15 protein-coding genes are annotated in these 18,500 nt (G+C 50.5%); 1 reads left to right on the forward strand and 14 read right to left on the reverse strand.

Translation table 11 applies throughout. The features are described 5' to 3' along the window. Positions 1 to 329 precede the first annotated feature (329 nt). From DWV73_RS02710 to DWV73_RS02775, 14 genes are all read right to left on the reverse strand, one after another. Positions 330 to 1,127 (reverse strand): ABC transporter ATP-binding protein, encoded by a 798-nt coding sequence (locus DWV73_RS02710; RefSeq protein ID WP_117795542.1) that lies wholly within the window; start codon positions 1,125 to 1,127, stop codon positions 330 to 332. After that, the gene (locus DWV73_RS02715) at positions 1,127 to 2,044 is read right to left on the reverse strand and encodes an ABC transporter permease (protein WP_117795544.1); all 918 of its coding nucleotides are present in this window, start codon (positions 2,042 to 2,044) and stop codon (positions 1,127 to 1,129) included. Before DWV73_RS02715 ends, DWV73_RS02710 begins: the two co-directional genes overlap by 1 nt. A gap of 130 nt (positions 2,045 to 2,174) precedes the next feature. After that, positions 2,175 to 3,197 carry an ABC transporter substrate-binding protein gene (locus tag DWV73_RS02720; protein ID WP_106999973.1) on the reverse strand — a complete coding sequence of 341 codons (1,023 nt, stop codon included), beginning with the start codon at positions 3,195 to 3,197 and terminating at the stop codon, positions 2,175 to 2,177. A 182-nt stretch (positions 3,198 to 3,379) separates the two neighbouring features. Then, entirely contained in the window at positions 3,380 to 4,780 is a 1,401-nt protein-coding gene (locus DWV73_RS02725) for an ATP-binding protein (protein ID WP_117795546.1), read from the reverse strand. A 7-nt stretch (positions 4,781 to 4,787) separates the two neighbouring features. Then, the gene (locus tag DWV73_RS02730; RefSeq protein WP_117795548.1) at positions 4,788 to 5,516 is read right to left on the reverse strand and encodes a response regulator transcription factor; all 729 of its coding nucleotides are present in this window, start codon (positions 5,514 to 5,516) and stop codon (positions 4,788 to 4,790) included. Further along, positions 5,516 to 7,189, reverse strand: a complete 1,674-nt coding sequence (locus tag DWV73_RS02735) for a Na/Pi cotransporter family protein (RefSeq protein ID WP_022358706.1) — start codon at positions 7,187 to 7,189, stop codon at positions 5,516 to 5,518. Before DWV73_RS02735 ends, DWV73_RS02730 begins: the two co-directional genes overlap by 1 nt. 166 nt (positions 7,190 to 7,355) lie before the next feature. Further along, positions 7,356 to 8,456, reverse strand: coding sequence for a tRNA-dihydrouridine synthase family protein (locus DWV73_RS02740; RefSeq protein WP_117795790.1), 1,101 nt, complete (start codon positions 8,454 to 8,456; stop codon positions 7,356 to 7,358). A gap of 5 nt (positions 8,457 to 8,461) precedes the next feature. After that, a complete protein-coding gene (gene cbiT / locus DWV73_RS02745; RefSeq protein WP_117795550.1) occupies positions 8,462 to 9,028 on the reverse strand; it encodes a precorrin-6Y C5,15-methyltransferase (decarboxylating) subunit CbiT in 567 nt (188 codons plus the stop codon). A 39-nt stretch (positions 9,029 to 9,067) separates the two neighbouring features. After that, positions 9,068 to 12,250, reverse strand: coding sequence for a cobyrinate a,c-diamide synthase (locus tag DWV73_RS02750; protein WP_117795552.1), 3,183 nt, complete (start codon positions 12,248 to 12,250; stop codon positions 9,068 to 9,070). Further along, positions 12,243 to 12,926: a precorrin-3B C(17)-methyltransferase gene (gene cobJ / locus DWV73_RS02755; protein ID WP_117795792.1), complete on the reverse strand. Its 684-nt coding sequence runs from the start codon at positions 12,924 to 12,926 to the stop codon at positions 12,243 to 12,245. The genes DWV73_RS02750 and cobJ overlap by 8 nt, the downstream gene beginning before the upstream one ends. 29 nt (positions 12,927 to 12,955) lie before the next feature. Beyond that, positions 12,956 to 14,299, reverse strand: a complete 1,344-nt coding sequence (locus DWV73_RS02760) for a cobalamin biosynthesis protein (protein ID WP_117795553.1) — start codon at positions 14,297 to 14,299, stop codon at positions 12,956 to 12,958. Positions 14,300 to 14,318: 19 nt separating this feature from the next. Then, positions 14,319 to 15,092, reverse strand: coding sequence for a precorrin-4 C(11)-methyltransferase (gene cobM / locus DWV73_RS02765; RefSeq protein WP_022358712.1), 774 nt, complete (start codon positions 15,090 to 15,092; stop codon positions 14,319 to 14,321). Between the two features lie 23 nt (positions 15,093 to 15,115). After that, positions 15,116 to 16,348: a cobalt-precorrin-5B (C(1))-methyltransferase CbiD gene (gene cbiD / locus DWV73_RS02770; protein ID WP_106999980.1), complete on the reverse strand. Its 1,233-nt coding sequence runs from the start codon at positions 16,346 to 16,348 to the stop codon at positions 15,116 to 15,118. Between the two features lie 323 nt (positions 16,349 to 16,671). Beyond that, positions 16,672 to 16,905, reverse strand: a complete 234-nt coding sequence (locus tag DWV73_RS02775; RefSeq protein WP_022358715.1) for a hypothetical protein — start codon at positions 16,903 to 16,905, stop codon at positions 16,672 to 16,674. 128 nt (positions 16,906 to 17,033) lie between these two features. Between DWV73_RS02775 and DWV73_RS02780 the strand changes: the two genes are divergently transcribed. Beyond that, positions 17,034 to 18,449 carry an alanine/glycine:cation symporter family protein gene (locus DWV73_RS02780; RefSeq protein WP_117795555.1) on the forward strand — a complete coding sequence of 472 codons (1,416 nt, stop codon included), beginning with the start codon at positions 17,034 to 17,036 and terminating at the stop codon, positions 18,447 to 18,449. The last annotated feature ends 51 nt before the right edge of the window (positions 18,450 to 18,500 follow it).

The following is an 18,500-nucleotide window of genomic DNA, read 5'->3' on the forward strand; positions in this document are numbered from 1 at the left end:
AATGCCCTCCGACCGCTCGCGCCGCCGGAGGGCATTCTTTCTCACTTATAGTCGTGGTTTTTAATTTGTTGACCCACTTTTCATTCCGTATACTTTTTGTCTGTTATCGGTTATTGATTTTATTCAAGTCGAACGTCCGTGAGACTTGGCGCGTGATTCTGGTCAGCGAAGCTGACATATTCCTATCAGAATCACTGCGCATCCTCGCGGAGCGTTTATCTCAGTCGGAGAATGGACTCCCACTGAGACAAATTTGCTATTACTCACCACCTGAAGAGGTGGGAGTCTTCTCGACTGAGATAAAACCCTTCAAATCTTATAACCCCTGCTTATTTGGCAAGCATCATACGATCATTCGCAAATTCTTCTCCGCTTACCTTTTCAAATCTCTCTAACAGGTCTTCTACCTGCAGATTCTTCTTCTCTTCCCCTGCTACATCGTAGATAATCCGACCTTCGTGCATCATAATCAGACGGTTGCCGATCTGAATCGCATCTTTCATGTTATGGGTAACCATAAGCGCGGTCAGATTTTGTTCGTCTACGATCTTTTCGGTAAGATCGAGGACTTTGCGGGCTGTTTTAGGATCGAGGGCGGCGGTGTGTTCGTCTAAGAGAAGGAGCTTTGGCTTCTGGAGAGTTGCCATCAGAAGGGTGAGCGCCTGGCGCTGTCCGCCGGAGAGTAAACCCACTTTGCTGGTCATACGGGTCTGAAGCCCCAGATCGAGCTGTGCCAATGCCTCACGGTAGAAGTCCTTTTCATTCTTTTTGATGCCCCAGCCGAGTCCTCTGGATTTGCCGCGGCGCAGTGCCATGGCAAGGTTTTCCTGTATCTCCATATTGGCGGCGGTGCCGCGCATCGGATCCTGGAAGACTCTGCCGATATATTTAGCGCGTTTGTATTCTGGCTCCCTAGATATGTTTACACCGTCGATCTCGATTTTACCAGAATCGATCGGATATACGCCTGCGATCATATTTAACATGGTGGATTTTCCAGCACCGTTTCCGCCGATGATCGTCACGAAATCGCCCGGTGCCAGGTGTAAGTTGATACCGTTTAAGGCTTTTTTCTCATTAACAGTTCCTTTATTAAAAGTTTTCTTTACATTTGTTATCGTCAGCATTACTCCTCGCCCCCTTCTGAATAATCTTTTCTCAGCCGATATTTAGCGAGTGCTACCGGAATACAGAGTGCCAGTGCTACAATGACAGCAGAGAGCAGCTTCATGTCGTTTGCATCCATACCCATGCGGAGTACAACCGCACGGATCACAAAGTAAATGACCGAACCGACAACCACGGAGGTCAGTTTCCAATAAAAAGAGGTCAATCGTCCCATCAGGACTTCGCCGATGACGATCGCCGCCAGACCAATGACGATCGCACCCGTACCACTTCCAACATCACCATATTTCTGGCTCTGGCAGACGAGTGCGCCGGAGAGAGCGACCAGGCCGTTGCTAACCATCAGGGATAAAAGCTTCGCCATACGAGTGTCCACGCCCAGCGCACGCACCATATCCTCGTTGTTACCGGTTGCACGCATCGCACTTCCGATCTCGGTTCCGAAGAACCAATAAAGAAACAGAATAGCCGCCACCGCCAGCACAATTCCAACGATCATCGATGCCTGTGCCTGAGTCATCCCGAAGGAAGTAGCCAGACCACTGATAAGTGTCTTGACTTTCAGAAGCGGCAGATTGCTCTTTCCTCCCATGATCCGGAGGTTGATCGACCAGAGGGAAATCTGGGTCAGAATTCCTGCCAGAATCGCTGGTATCTCAAATACAGTATGAAGAATACCCGTTACCGCACCAGCCACGACACCGGCTGCCACTGCAACTAAAAGTGCCAGCACCGGATTTACTCCTTTGTTGACTACCAGGACTGCACAAACGCAGGCACCCAGCGCGAAACTTCCGTCTACCGTCATATCCGCGATATTCATCAGGCGGAATGTAATGTAAACTCCCAATACCATGATTCCCCAAAGAACGCCCTGTGCGACCGCGCCCTGCAGGGATACTAATAAACCGCTCAAACTTTTACCTCCCCGTGTTTCGTATTTTCTTCATCTGATTAACTGTAAAGACTGCCAGATCGGCATATTTATTTTATGCTTCTGATCTGACAGTCCATCTCATTTGAAGTTTAGGTCTTTCTGGTACTCTTTATTTCTCAAGTCCAGATACATCGATTCCCAGCGTCTGCGCTGTCTCTTCATTGACACTCAGCTCGCACTTGGAAGCGTCCAGATAACCGATCGGCATCTTAGAAATATCGGCGCCCTCAGTCAGGATTTTAACGGCCTGCTCACCGGTCATGTAGCCTAACTGGTAGTAATCAATACCGTAAGTAGCAAGACCGCCTGCATCTACCATGCCTTTCTCGCCGCAGATAACCGGAAGTTTATTCTCATTTGTTACCATCGTTACGGTTGCCATACCAGCTGCGATCATGTTGTCGGTTGGTGTGTATACACAGTCTACATTGCCAACCATAGATTCTACAACGGTAGGAATCTCATTGGAATTGGAAACGGTGTAATCTTCATACTCAATACCAGCTGTATCAAGTGCTTCTTTCGCCATGTCAATCTGAAGAACGGAGTTTGCCTCCGCGCTGCAATACAGAAGCCCGACCTTTTTTACATCTGGAATAATCTGCTGCATCAGATCAATCTGCTCTTTAACCGGAGTCAGATCAGAAGTACCCGATACGTTGCCGCCCGGAACCTCGTTGCTCTCTACCAGACCGGAAGCCGCCGGATCGGTAACGGCGCTTACAAGAATCGGAATCGAATCCGTCACACCTGCAACTGCCTGTGCTGCCGGGGTTGCGATTGCAAAAATCAAATCATCTTTATCGTTGACCAGTTTCTCTGCGATCGTCTGGCATGCAGACTGCTCGCCAGCTGCATTCTGCTGGTCGATCTCATATTTGATGCCTGCATCGTCCAGCGCTGCCACGAAGCCCTCATTGGTCTTATCCAGTGCCACATGCTGGGTCAGCTGTAATACGCCAATCTTATAGGTCTCGCCGTCTGCTGTCTGCTCTGCCTCTTTGCTTTCTTCTCCGTCTGCGGACTCCGCTGCTGTCGTGTCCGTACTTGCTGTCTGTCCTCCGCAGGCTGCCAGGGATGCCGCCATTGCGCCAGCCAGCATCAGGGCTGCTAATTTCTTTGTCTTTCTCATAATATCATCCTCCTGAACCTTTTCAACGTATGTAACAGATTTTCCTCTTATGCTTCAAACCATGATTTATTTTTCGCTTTAAAGAGCTGAACTGTTACGCTTTAAAGCAATCATACTACAAACTCCAAAAAGAGTCAACCTAAAATTCCGCTATTTTATAGGGAATTTAGGTTGACTCTTTTTTATTTTGCTTCCGCGATCTGCAGTTTCACCGTAAACGTTGAACCTTTTCCGACTTCCGACTCTACCTTCACGCTTCCATGATAAAAATTCACGATATGCTTGACGATCGAAAGACCAAGCCCGGTGCCGCCCTGTTTGCGGCTGCGCCCTTTATCCACCCGGTAAAACCGCTCAAAAATACGGCTCTGGCTCTCCGCCGGGATGCCGACGCCAGTGTCGCGGACCGTCAGTATCATATCCGCGCCCCAGTGCTTGACCTGCACCCAGATTTCGCCGCCCTCGTTGTTATACTTGACCGCGTTTGTCAACAGATTGTTAAACAGCTCCTGCATCTGGCGCAGATCGGCACGAATTGTGAAATTCTCGCACTCTTTATGGACTGTGATGCCGCGCGACGCCGCCTGCGCGGCAATCGAAGACAGGCTGTCCTCCAGCAGTTCCACCGTGCGGATTGTCACAATATCTGCTTTCGCACCGCGCGATTCCAGACGGGAGATCATCAAAATATCATCCACCAGGTTCGTCATCCGCATTGCCTCTTTTTTTATGCGTCCCAGAAAATCATGTGCCGTGTCCGGATCCTGTGCCATGCCGCTTTCCAAAAGCTCGACATAACCGCGGATCGAAGTGATCGGTGTTTTCAGCTCATGCGATGCATTGCTGAAAAACTCCTGCCGGATCTGTTTTTCTTTCTCAATGCGCTCCAGATATTTCTTCATATTCCGGGACATCCGCGTCGTCGTGTCCGCGATGACATTGATCTCCTCATACGGGCATTTTTCAAACTGAAAACGCGTGTAGTCGTCATCCATCCGCACCATTTCGCTGGAAATTTCCTGCAAAGGACGCGTGATGGACTGGGAAAACCGTTCCGCCTCCATTGCCGATGCAAAAAAAGCTATTCCAAAGCTCAAAAAAGCGGCCGGAATCAACATCAGGATATATTCACCCAAACCGGTTGAACAGGCAGAAAGGCGCAGTATGTATTTGCCGTCCGATGAACGGATCGCCGCGTACGCCATCTGCATTCCTAACGTTCCGGAACGGCGCACCGAATATCCATAGCCCGTCGCCAGCGCATCCTTCACTTCCTTGCGCTCCAGATGATTTTCCATCTGATTCACCTGCGCTACTTCCGTATCAGCCACCACCGTGCCATCCATCCGGATCAGCGTATAACGGCTATTATTGTCGTTCGTAAGGTCGCTCAAATCCATCAGCTGTTCTTCCACATTCCCCGTATAATCCAACATACGGTCAACGGATTCCAATGCAAAATGCATGTCCTCCCTTGACCGTTTGAGCAATACACTGCTGGTAACCACCAGAGCGATAAATGTATTCAGAACCAGCGCCAGGAATAACAGATGAATAAATTTCGTCAAAATCGCTTTTCGCATCGTTTCATCACTTTCCCGCTTCTTTTTCCTTTAAAAACCGATAGCCCACGCCGCGCACTGTCTTGATCTGGGCTCCGGCATCATGCAGCTTCTGCCGGAGTGTCTTGATGTGCATGTCCAGCGTTCTCGTCTCCCCATCATAGTCATAGCCCCAGATATGATCGAGAAGCTCGTCGCGCGTCACCACCCGGTTGATATGTTCCATGAGATATGTTAAAAGTTCAAATTCTTTGAGCGTCAGCTCCGTCCGGTCGCCGCAGGCAATCACCTCTCGCGTCTCCCGGTTGATGCTGACTTCACCGATCGTCAGGCTGGAAACCTCCTCTTTTGCAGGTTCCACCCGCTTTAAAAGGTTTCTGACGCGCGCCGAAAGCTCCAGAATACCAAACGGTTTCGTCATGTAGTCGTCAGCACCGTTGTCAAGTCCCTGTACAATATCCATCTCACGATCCTTTGCCGTCAGCATCAGGACCGGGGCTGCGGAAAAATCCGGCATCTCCCGGATCTTGCGGATCGCCGCCATGCCGTCCATCCCCGGCAGCATCCAGTCGAATACAAACATCGCCGGATACTCCCGCTGCGCCTCCCTGCCTCTCCGGAGCAGGGCCGAGAGGTTGTCAAGCGCTTCCTCTGCCGTCTCAAATCCGCTGGCGCAGTAACCAAAGTTTTCCAGTGCCACGCAGATCAGATTCCGGATATTTTCATCATCCTCAATCACATATATCCGATATTTCATTACTGCATCTCTTCCTTTACGTAGCCAGCTACATTCTTGGCATGATCCGCGATTCTCTCATAATTTGCCAGTGCATCCAGGAAGATAACACCGCCCTCAATCTTGCATTCTCCATTGGAAAGACGGTTCATATGGCTCTCGCGCATCTCCTCTTCCATATTGTCAACCTCTTCCTCCCAGCGGGCAGTCTGACGTACTTTCTGCATGTCATGCGCCTGACGCGCCTCCACGGACGCCTCGACCGATTTAAGCGTTGCATCTGCAATCGTCCGCAGCTCTTTCAGCGCCAGATCCGAGAAATCAATATTCACATTCTCAATCCGTTTCTTGGCAAGCTCTGCTAAGTTTTCACAGTGGTCACCGACACGTTCAAGATCACCGATTGTATAATACATATTCTTAACGAGAAGATGCTGTTCATCATTCAAGGAGAGGTTGTTGATCTTTAAGAGATATTCGGTCAGCATTTTCTCCATGCGGTCGATCGTCTCTTCATTTTCAAATACCTGTTCACAGAAATTATCATCTGCATCTACTAAGGCTGCTGTCGCTATTTTTAAGTTGGCAACCGCTACCTTGCCCATGTTGACAACCTCGTTGCACGCCGTCTCAATCGCAAAGGACGGAGTTTCGAGGATACGGTCGTCTAAGTGACGGATCATCTCGGTCTCGACACTGTTTGCCGACCACTCTTTCTCTGTCTCCTTCGGCTTCGGAACAATCACATCCGATGCCTTTACCAGGAAACCAGCAAACGGGAACATAATGCAGGTGTTGACAACGTTAAATATCGTATGGAAAATCGAAATTCCCACACTGTCCGCACGCGTCATCGCAAGCTCCGGATTCATCATAAACACGATGTATAAAGCGACGCCAAATACAACTGCACCCGTCACATTGAACAGAAGGTGAATGACCGCCGCACGCTTTGCCGTACGGGTCGTACCGATACAGGATAACAGCGCGGTCGCACAGGTACCGATGTTCTGTCCCAATGTAATAAAGACTGCTGACTGCCAGTTTACCATGCCGTTGATCGCCAGCATCTGTAAAATACCGACGGACGCGGAACTACTCTGGATGATTGCGGTAACTGCCAGACCGACTAAAATACCTAAAAGTGGATTCTGTCCCAGTACCCGGAAGGACTCGGAGAAGATCGGCGCATCCCGGTACGGCTCAATCGAACCGGACATGAAAGAAAGACCGATAAACAGGAGTGCAAAACCGATCAGGACTTCGGCACCCTCTTTTTTCTTGTGGCTCTTCGCAAACATCGTGATGAATGCGCCGATACCGAAGAGAACCGGTGCAAAGAACTCTGGCTTTAACACCTCGCCCCACTCACTCATCGACACAATCCAGCTCGTCACAGTCGTACCAATGTTGGCACCCATGATGATGCCGGTCGCCTGCAGAAGATTGATAATTCCGGCATTTACGAAACCAACGACCATAACCGTCGTCGCGGAACTACTCTGGATGATCGCGGTAACGCCCGCGCCCACCAGCACGCCCAGCAAGCGGTTCGAAGTCAGGATCTCAAGCACACGTTGTAAACGGTTGCCCGCAAACTTCTGCAGACCATCCGCCATCGACTCCATTCCATACAGGAACATTCCCAGTCCTCCAATGAACTGAAAGAGTGTTCCCAAAGTACTAATAGACATACATATTCTCCCATCATCTTTTGATCTTTACACATAGTATGTCTTCACTATATCAAATAAATGTAAAAATAACCAGCAGGAAATGTAAAATCTGTGTAAAATTTGATATTCGCAACACTGTACTGCCTGAATGAGAGGATGGTTACAGGACAGCCCGGTATCACTCCTATGGTGCCGGGTTGCGAAAGCCGCCTTCCACAAACCGCCCGCTCGCAAACATCGCCTGAACAGCAGCCCGGTAGTCAGACAGCTTCTGTGCCTTCTTAATCTTCTTCAATTCTTTTTCACATCCCGGAAAATGGCACTGGAAATAGTACCAGAGTTCCTTCATTTTAAACAAAGTATTCCGGTCGCCGGACATGATTTCTGCATAACCGGTCAGGAGGCGATCGTGGAATTGCTGGAAGGATTGGAGATGAGTCGAGGATGGCAGATTCCGCACCTCTCCAAAAATCCACGGGCTCGCAACCGCACCGCGCCCAAACATCAGTGCGGCTAATTTCGTTTTTTTCTGCATTTCGCCTTTGTCAGACGATTCATCTTGTCCTACAATTTCTTCCATGAGCGCAGACGCATCCGCCGCCGAAAAAAGATTTCCATTATAGCTGACCGGGCAGCAGCTCTGCTCCAGCGCATACGCAAATGACTCCATCCGTATTTTCCCCTTATAATAGTCCTCGCGCACTCTCGGGTGTACAATCAGTTCTTCCAGCGGATAGTGATTATAGATAGCAAGCAGGCGTGGAAATTCAGACGCTTCTTTCATGCCGATCCGGGTTTTGATCGACAAACGCACCGGCTTTCCATCCGACGCGTGGATTTTTTCCAATCCATTGCAGACTTCCTCCAGAAACAAGCTCAAATCTTCCGGCTCGGCTAAAAATCCCGCGCCCTTTTTCTTCGTAACCACCGTTCCCGACGGACAGCCCAGGTTCAGATTAACCGTCCTATATCCATACTCCGCCAGTTCCTCGCAAACCCACAGAAAATCTTCCGCCGAATGCGTCAGAATCTGCGGGATCAGGCATAATCCCTGATTATGCTCTGGAAGAATATCGTTCCTCTCCCTGGATGTCAGCTTATGACTGGAACCTGGTGCAATGAACGGACTGTAATACCGGTCAACGCCCCCATAAATGACTGCATGCGCCTGCCGGAATACGTATCCCGTGATTCCCTCCATTGGTGCAAAATCTAATTTTACACTCCTTGCATCGTTTGCGCTTATACGATTCGCGCCCACTTTTAATGCCTCTGGCTGAATCATTTTCTTCACGCTTCATTTCCTCCCAGTGATATGATATAGATCGGATTCTGCCCTTTCATCAAATGACTGGAACCAATCTTCTCCGCTTTTGCAATCTGCATGGACAGAATCTCCGCCTCTATCCCGCGCTCTTTCAGGTAACTCATAAGCACTGTCAGAGACTCCAGCGCAATCAGGTTGATCACAATCCGGATATCTGGGTTCAAGCGGAACAATTCATCCAGAATCTCGCGCATCTGTCCGGTTGTTCCCCCGATAAATGCCCGATCCGGTCGGTGAACACTTACCTGTGCAAATGTCTCCGGCGCCTTTCCCGGCACGATCGTGACCGCCTCTGTTCTGGCTTTCTCACAATTTGCCCGGATCAGTTCAACCGCCTCTTCCTTATATTCAAACGCACACACATGAATCCCCGGACAGCTTACCGCCGCTTCCACACTGACAGAACCCGTTCCCGCGCCAATGTCCCAGAACTCACAGTCCTCATACAATTCCAGCTTGGACAATGACACGGTCCGCACCTCACTCTTCGTCATCGGGACCTTGCCCCGGATAAACCATTCATCTCGCATTTGCTACTCCCCATTTTCTAGATTCTCATATAAATTCACTCAATTGATATATTTTTTCTGACTCCCTTTGGCACATACATCCAGCCATTTTCGCAAAAAATCTGGACAGGATGCATAATAGAGATGCGGAAATCCGCCAATCTGTCCTCCCTTTTCATGGATGCAGCGCCAGCTTCGGTTTCCGGTCGGTTTGACTGCCTCCCAGTTGGTGCCTGGATCTTCGCTCTCCCAGTAATGGAACTCATGCCCGTGAATTTCCTGACCAGATGAGGTCAGCAGACGCACATAGCCAAACCGGCGCAGGCGGTTCGTCCGGTAAGCGTCAAATGGATAAACGCCAGCCATTTCCCAGTGTTTTCCATCGCTTCCTTCAAGAGTACGGTGTAAATATAAAAATCCACCACATTCCGCCAGAAACGGCATTCCCGCCGCAATCGACCGCCGGATACTCTCACGCATCGCCGCGTTCTTTGCCAGCTCCCGTGCATAATTCTCCGGATAACCACCGCCAAATAAAAGCCCATCCACTCTGTCCGGGATTTTTTTATCCCTCAGTGGACTGAAATAAACCAGCTCCGCCCCCATCTGTTCCAGAAGGCGGAAATTTTCCTGATAGTAGAAGCAGAATGCCTCGTCACGGGCAACACCGATGCGGACACGCGAGGTGACTTTTTGCTCTTGACATGCTGGGAATTTCGCTATACTTTCCGCCTCCATTGATTCGTTTTCTACTTTTTCTTTCTCTTTGTTTTCTATCCTCAATGGAAGCATCCCTGCCACTTCCAGCACCCGCTCCACCGCGATCGACTTTTCCATCTGATCTGCCAATCGCCCGATCCGCTCGCGCAGACGATCGATCTCGCCCGGCAGAAAAAGTCCCAGATGGCGGCTTTCCATGCGGTATTCCTCGGATTCCGGCAGATAACCAAGCACCGGAAGCCCCGACGCCTCTTCCACGGCTGCTGCCAGCCGCTCATAATACATCGAAGAAACCCGGTTCAAAATCACTCCGGCAATATGGCTTTTTTTCCGGAAATGTAAAAATCCAGATGCCATTGCTGCCGCCGACAACGATGCGCCCTTACAGTCCAGCACCAGAATCGCCGGCGTGTCTGTGATCTCTGCAATCTCCCAGCTGCTGGCGGACGTTTCTGTTCCGCCCAAGCCGTCATAATAGCCCATGACACCCTCTAAAACTGCGATTCCCGCCTGTTCTTCCCGCACTGCATCCATCAAAACCTTCCGCACGCCTTCCGCCGGCAGAAAAAAGCTATCGAGATTTCGCCCGGGAATGCCGAGCACATAGCGGTGAAACATTGGATCGATATAGTCCGGTCCACATTTGCACGCGATCGGATTCAGACCGCGGCGGCGAAGGATTTCAAGCAGTCCGCAGGTCAAAAGAGTTTTTCCACTGCCGCTTTTGGGGGCGGCAAGCATGATGCGTGGACATGCTCTGACAGAAGCCTCATGTGGCAAAAGTTTATCTGCATCATTTTTATATGATTCTGTTACTCGAACATCGGATGGCATTTTTTCTGACACCATTTTCTGTTCATATATCAACTTCTCTACATTTTTTGTTTCTGTATTGTTACCATCTGTAATCTTTTCCTCTTCGTTCTGCCCACGCTTTATTTCATCCGTGACTTCCAGCAGCATCAAGCTCAAATCCGCAAATTCCAATTTTTTCATTTCTTCCGCGGTTCCGCTCCGGATCTGCTCTTCCGGGTACGATAAGTTTTCACCAACCGTCACCTGTACATTTCCATATCCCGCCTGTGTCAGACGTTCACAAAACTGTCCAGCTCCATTTTTGCCGCCCATGAGGATAAACGCACGCTTAGCCGGTTCTTCTGGATCACACAGACGTTTCATCACCCGATCGACAGACAATTCTCTTCCATGTGCGGAATAAATCGCCGCATCTTCCCAGTGCGTCCCCAGGCGTGCCGCCAGATAACTGACACAGGATGTACCCGGATAGACGGTAAATGGATAACCAGCTTCCCGCAGCCGCTCTGCCATCCTGGATGCCCCGCTGAAAAAGCCGGTATCACCCGAATACAGGATGACCGCCTGCTTCCATTCCGGGTGCTTCGATACAATCTGTATCACATCGTCAGGAAGATATGCTTTATAGCACTTCGTTTCTTTTTCCACCGCAGCCGCTGATTCCTGTCTGTTTTCAGCTTTTCCTTCCTTGCTAATCAGCAAATCATTCTGCAGCGCTCTCTCCGCGGATTCCAGCATACGCCCCGCGCCAATCAAGGCGTCACTCTCTCGAATTGCCCGAAGGACTTCCCCTGTCATCTGGGACGGCTGTCCCATGCCAATTCCCGCCAGAATCAAATGTGTTTTTAACTCTCCAACATTCCCCTCATCCGCCTTCTTCAGCACCTCCATTGCCTCTTCCAGCGAAATACCATCCTCCTCCGGTCTGCGGATCACAACCACTCTGGTTCCATTTTCACGCGCCGCTTCCACCTTTTCCTGAAATCCGCCCGCACGCCCGGAATCTTTCGTCAATAGCCACTCCGCTTTTGTCTGTCGGAGAAATAGCGTATTCATTTCGGTGGAAAAAGGTCCCTGCATCGCAATCAGATGGCTGCCAGTTATCCCCAATTTTTCACATTTCTTCAAAACATTCGAAGTTGGAAGCACTCTCGCATACACCCGTTTTTGATAATCTGGTATCTGGCACAGGGCTTCCAGTTCTTTACTGCCGGTTGTGGCAAAAATCACGCCGGAAACAGAAGAAAGAAATGACACTGCCTCCTGAATGGAATCAACCTCGACCCAATCACGTGCTTTGTTTTGTTCGCCCTCTGCGCGCAGGCACCGTTCCAAGCGGACACCGGTCCGTCCGCACGCTTCCTGGATTTCTTCTGAAACAAGTCTGGCATGCGGATGTGTTGCATCGATCACAAGATGAATCCCCTGGTTTCGGATAAATTCTTCCATCTGGTAACGATCCATCCGTCCACGTAAGACTTTTATCACTGAGGATGCCTGAACCGTTTTCAAGTTTTTCTTTGCAAGGCAAGTATTGTGGTTCAAATCTGGATTCCCTGCATTCCCAGATTCCATCAGCTCCTCCTGCAAAAGCTCCTCTCCATACTCCGAAGCCACGCTGACCCACGCCTCAATCTTTTCCCGGCTACAATATTCCGCCAGCAGGCGCCCTTCTGTCGTTCCTCCAAATATCCATATTTTACACATCGCGGTATCCCCTCGGTGTCACCAGACATCCATTTAACATCTGCGTTTCCTTATTTCCAATAAATACGGTCGTAAACATATCCACCGGCGTCTTTTCCAGTTCTGCCAGTGTCAGCAGGTGCACCGCCTCGCCCTCGCGGCCAATATTCTGTACATATCCGCAGGCAGTCTCACCACTTTTATACTCTAAAAGAATCCGGCAGGCACGCTCCAGATAATCGTGGCGTTTCCGGCTGGATGGATTGTAGAGGCAGATAATAAAATCCGCTTCCGCCGCTGCACGCAGCCTTTTTTCGATCACTTCCATCGGCGTCAGAAGGTCACTCAGGCTGATCACCGCAAAATCATGTCCCAACGGTGCACCGAGAATGGCTCCGCCTCCCAGCGCTGCCGTCACTCCTGGAATTACTTCCACGTTCACATCCGGGTACGCCTCTGCCATCTGCAGCACCAGCCCCGCCATGCCATAGACGCCGCTGTCCCCACTGCAGATCATTGCTGTTTTCCGACCATCCTGCGCCGCTTTTAATGCCATCTCACAGCGTTCCTTTTCCTGGCGCATCGGCGTTGTCAGAAATTCCGCCTGTGGATAAAATTCTTTTACCAGGTCCACGTATACCGTATAACCGATGATCACCTGGCTTTCCCGCAAAATGCGGTCTGCCCGGACCGTCATCTGTTCTCTCGCCCCCGGTCCAATTCCGATCACGTATAATTTTTTTTCTTCCACTGCTGCCTCCTTACTTGCTCCGATGCCGGAACCGCTACTGCTGCCGTCACACCGTTAAACGCCATTTTCTGTACTCTCAGATCAATCGCAGGCAGATTTTTCTCATCCATCTCCCGTTCCCGGTAAATCCGGCGCACCCCCATGACGGCTGCACGCTCACAAACATTTCCTACCCCTACTGTCTTCCGCACAAACGGCGATTCTGCAAACTTCGTACCGGCACTTTCCAGCTCTTCCGGGGTAAAACTCCACAGTTCCACATCCCACTCCTTCGCAAGCGCCAGAAATGCCATCTCATTTTTCTTCCGATCTACCGTTGCAATCGCCCGCACCGCACTTTTATCAATCATCGCCCGAGAAAGTGCCACTCTTGCCATCTCCCGGACAGCATTCAGGGACGAATCCCGGCGGCATCCCATTCCAAGAACAACCGTTCGCGGATACAGGCGCAGAAGTTCCGGCGTACCTGATTCATTTTCCGACTCATAACTTTGCTCTTTCTTCTGCTCACTTTTCTGCCCAGGCGATCCTATATCGGATTTTCCGACAGACATATCTATCTCAGCCACCTTCGCCGAATCGCCGGTTTCCACTGCCACTACCGCCGCTGCTTTGACTGCATCCCGCTGTTCCTTCTTCTCCTGCAGCCCAATCACCATATCCCGGCGCACCAGAGACGCTGGGGCATTTTTCGGGCATCCGCCCTGTTTCAGCGTCACATAGATGTTTTCCTTCTGCCATACGCCCGGAGTAATCTCTGCCGGAACGATTCCATCTACTGGATAATCACTGAAAAAGCCAATTTTTTCACCGCGCAGCTCCGCCGCGGAGATTTGTTTCGCCAGTTCCCGATCACTAATCACCAGCTCATTTTCCGCTGCAAATACATCAACTGCAAATGCCTGCCGCAGATCCGTTGCCGTCGTAATTACCGGTTCTGCCCCCAGAATCTGCGCCGCTGCCTCTGCCAGTTCATTGCATCCGCCCACATGTCCAGACAAAATCGGGATCGCATAACGTCCCTGCTCATCGATCACCAGCACCGCCGGATCTTTCAGCTTATCCTGCACCCACGGCGCAATCAAACGGACTGCAATCCCCGCCGCCCCGACAAACAAAATTGCTTCCTTCTCCTGAAATGCTTCCTTGACCACCTGTTTCAGCGGTTTCGAATGTTCGGATCCTGTATAATCTAAAAAGTCAAACGCCTCTTCCATCTGCTGGCTTAATTTCTCCAGCAGGCGCGTCGCCGTCTCTTTTCCCTGTGCAGTAAAGCAAATGCAGATACCGTTCCTGACCCGAAGTTTCAACTGCTCCATTTATAACAATCCCTTTCTATTACTCATATACAAAACCATCCGTCCCCTGACGGAATTCAGTTGTGAATTCTGGCGCATATAAACGTGAACGCTCGTATCCCGCCTGGGCAGTCACATCCCCGACGATAATCAGAGCTGTTTTTTTGATATTTTCCCGCTCTGCCGCCTCTGCAAGCGTGGCAACCGTGCAGACAACCCGCTTTTCATCCGGCCAGGTCGCTTTGTACACGATCGCCGCCGGCGTGTCCGCCTCATATCCGCCCTTTATCAGCTCTTCCGAAAGCTTCTTCAGCATTCCCGTGCTTAAAAATATAACCATAGTCGCATGATGCGCTGCAAACGACGCGATGCTCTCCCTCTCCGGCACCGGCGTCCGCCCCGCCATCCGGGTGATAATCACGCTCTGCGAAACGCCCGGCAAGGTATATTCCAAATTCAATGCAGATGCCGCGCCGCAGAAAGAGCTGACGCCCGGGCATACCTTATAAGAGATATTTAACTTGTCCAGCTCGTCCATCTGTTCCCGGATCGCACCATACACGCAGGGGTCGCCCGTGTGAAGCCGCACCGTCATCTTACCCGTCGATTCCGCTTCTTGGATCTTTTCGACCACTTCTTCCAGCGTCATTTTCGCACTGTCATAGACAACGGCTGATTCTTTTTTATAATCCAAAAGCTCTGGATTGACCAGAGAACCTGCGTAAATAATCTGGTCTGCCTGATTCAAAAGGCGTGCTCCCCGCACTGTGATTAAATCTGGCGCTCCCGAACCTGCTCCGACGAAATATACCATATATGTGATTTCTCCTTTTTTATTTAATATTCGAATCTCAACTTTTCGTAATTTATGATTCTTCTATCTATCATTACTTCCATGCCTCTCTCCATCTCCAGCAGCTCCCGCACATACGCATCCGCCCCAGCTGTCCGCGCCATCAGTCCATAATTGCTTGAAAATAGCATTACCTCCGTCTGAACGCCGCTCTCTTCTTCCAATACCGCTTTGACCTGATTCGCCACCTGCTCCATGACCTGTTTCAGATATCCATGTTCATATAGGAAATCTGCCGCTTCCTCAGTCGTATTCATCGGCAGCAGGGCATCTGCCTCCGGAAATCCAACGGTTCGCGCGCATGCAGACAAAATCTCCATCCGTCTGTCACCATACCGGGAATGTGTATTCATCACACCACCTGCCACTTTGACCAGTTTTCCAACATGCCCTGCCAAAAGCGCCTGGTGAATTCCTTCCTGTGAAAGCATTTTAAAGCTGGTCCCGATAAAATTACTGCACTTGATGAAATTTTCCATCGAAAGCCCGGTTTCTTCTTTTAAAAATCGTTCTCCATAATTGCCTGGCGCCACTGCCAGCAGCGAAACATCCTCCTGGGCGTGCACCCGGATATCCAGCCGGATCGTCTCAACCAATGCCGCCTCACTCATCGGGTTCACAATCCCAGTTGTTCCAAGCACCGAGATACCACCGATGATCCCCAGATGCGGGTTAAACGTTTTCTCCGCCAGCTCCCGCCCGGAAGGGATAGAAATCTCAATCCGCAAAGGTAACTCCGGCATGCCCGCCTCCCGGCGTGCCAGAGCCGCCTCCCGGAAAATAGCCGTCCGCGGTACCGGGTTGATCGCGTAATGCCCCACTGGACACGAAAGACCGTCCCGCGTCACCATGCCGATGCCCTCGCCGCCGGTTACCTCAATTCCCGGATACGCCGGGTCTGTGTAACCGCTTTCAGTTATGCTATCATGACAAGCCAGAACGGCCCGTGCACAAACCAATGTCCCATTCGTCACATCCGGATCGTCACCGGAGTCCTTCTGTACACCGCATACTGCGCTATCTTCCTCCCGCTCTGCCCGGACAATCGGCAGAATCGCCCGGACGCCGGAAGGTGTCACTGTCTCTGCCGCCGCAGGTGCTTCCCCTGTGCAGAGAAACAACACCGCCGCCCGCGTACACGCCGCCGCGCAGGTTCCGGTCGTAAATCCGGTTCGAAGTTCCTTTTTTTCATCTGTCTGTTTCTTTTCCGTCTCCATCTGCCTCCCTGTATGCCATTTTCTGCCTGAAGATTCTTCTGTCCATTATAGGAGATTTACACCCGACTTTCAACTTATTACTATTTATCTTTATTTAAAATTCCAGTAACAATCCCTCATTTTCCCCTTGCACTTTCCTCAACTGTGCGGTACAATACGGAATATAAATAAGTAGATTTAATTACATATTCAAGAAATAGTTATTATAAACGTGCAAGGACAGCTAACATGTAAATATAAAAAACCGGAAAGATCTTCTCTTTCCGGCATTTTAAGTCTCACACACTTTAAAACAATACAGTTTTAAACAACAACGTGAAACATTATTTGGTACGGACAACCAGATGGGCATTGACATACTCCCAGGAGTATGTGCCCGCTTTGCCGCCATCCTCAATGAAAAATGGAGTTACCATCTTGTAGCCTTCATCCATCATCATGGTTGCAGCTTCCAGACATGATTCCTCTTCGTTTTCAAAATCAACATTAATGCATGGATTCTCTTCCATGGAAGGATTGTCCTCATTCGGATCTAAATGTGCAATTGCGTACTGCATATGAATTCTCCTTTTCCTTATGATACTGAGAGTCTGAAAACTCCCTGCCACTCATTATAACTATCTTTCAATCAATCGTCAAGCACCTGCGGGCGCACCTTTACTATATAAAATTTTGGGGTGAAAACATGAATACAATTATCAATTTAATCGAAAAAACCTACTATTTCCTCTGGGGTGACTGGATTCATCTGCCGCTTCCTGGCGGAACAACCATCAACCTGCCGCTTCTGGTTCTTCTGCTCGTCCCGACCGGTATCTTCTGTACTATCCGGACGCGGTTCCTGCAGATCCGAATGCTTCCGGATATGCTGCGCGCGCTGCTGGAAAAGGCCGAAACCGGACACAAAGGTGGCTCTCTCTCCGCACTCCAGGCACTGATCGTGTCAACTGCGACCCGCGTCGGTATGGGAAATCTTGTCGGTATCGTTGCCGCTCTCTCCGCCGGAGGCGCCGGTGCGTTGTTCTGGATGTGGGTAACCGCGCTGCTCGGTTCGGCAACCGCTTTCATCGAGGCGACCTTAGCCCAGCTTCACAAACAGCCGGATCCGCTCTACGGCGGTTACCGCGGCGGTCCTGCTTACTACATTCACGACTGGATCAACAGCAAACGCCAGAAACAGGGCACGCCGGTTTCGAAGAAAAATCTTCTCTCCGTACTGTTTGCGCTCTCCGGTCTGATCTGCTGGTGCGGTATCAGCCAGGTCATCAGTAATTCCGTGACCTCTTCTTTTAAGAATGCATTCGGCATCCCGCCGATCTACTCATGCTTGTTTTTAGTTCTCCTTGCGGCAGTCATCGTTCTTCGGAAAAATGCCTCCGTCAGGGCTCTGGATCTGCTGGTTCCGATCATGGCAGGCATTTACATTATCCTGACCCTGTTTTTAATTATCGTGAACTTCCGCCAGCTTCCAGGCGTTTTTGCCCGCGTTTTTGAGGAAGCACTCGGTCTGCGCCAGGCAATCGCAGGCGGCTTCGGCGCCGTATTGATGAACGGTGTCAAACGGGGACTTTTCTCCAATGAAGCAGGAAGCGGTTCCGCCCCGTGTGCGGCAGCGACGGCAGAAACCTCCCATCCTGCCAAAGTCGGACTGATGCAGGCGATGGGCGTTTTCATCGACACGCTTCTCTGCACCTGTACAGCCATGATCATGCTGCTGGTCCCGGCTGATAAAATCTCCGGTCTGGAGGGCATGGATCTGCTGCAGGCGGCAATGAGCTGGCATTTCGGGGAATTAGGCGTCATTTTCATAGCCGTAATCCTGTGGCTGTTCAGTTTCACTACCTTCATCGGCATCCTCTTCTACGCCCGCTCCAATGTGAGCTACCTCTTCGGAGACACCTGGGCCGCCCAGACGGCGTACAAGATTCTCGCCCTGATCATGATGTTTGTCGGCGGACTGACCGCCTACACCTTTGTCTGGGATCTCGGTGATGTCGGTGTCGGTCTGATGACCGTCTTCAACCTGATCGCGCTGATTCCGATGTCGAAAGAAGCGCTTGTAAGCCTGCGGGATTATGAGGCAAAATATAAGAAATCATAGCCACTTTATTTCGAAATAAAAAGGGCGTGTGAAAAAACGAGAGTTTTTTCA

The organism is Clostridium sp. AF12-41, from assembly GCF_003461685.1.
In the GTDB taxonomy this organism is placed as follows: domain Bacteria; phylum Bacillota; class Clostridia; order Lachnospirales; family Lachnospiraceae; genus Otoolea; species Otoolea fessa.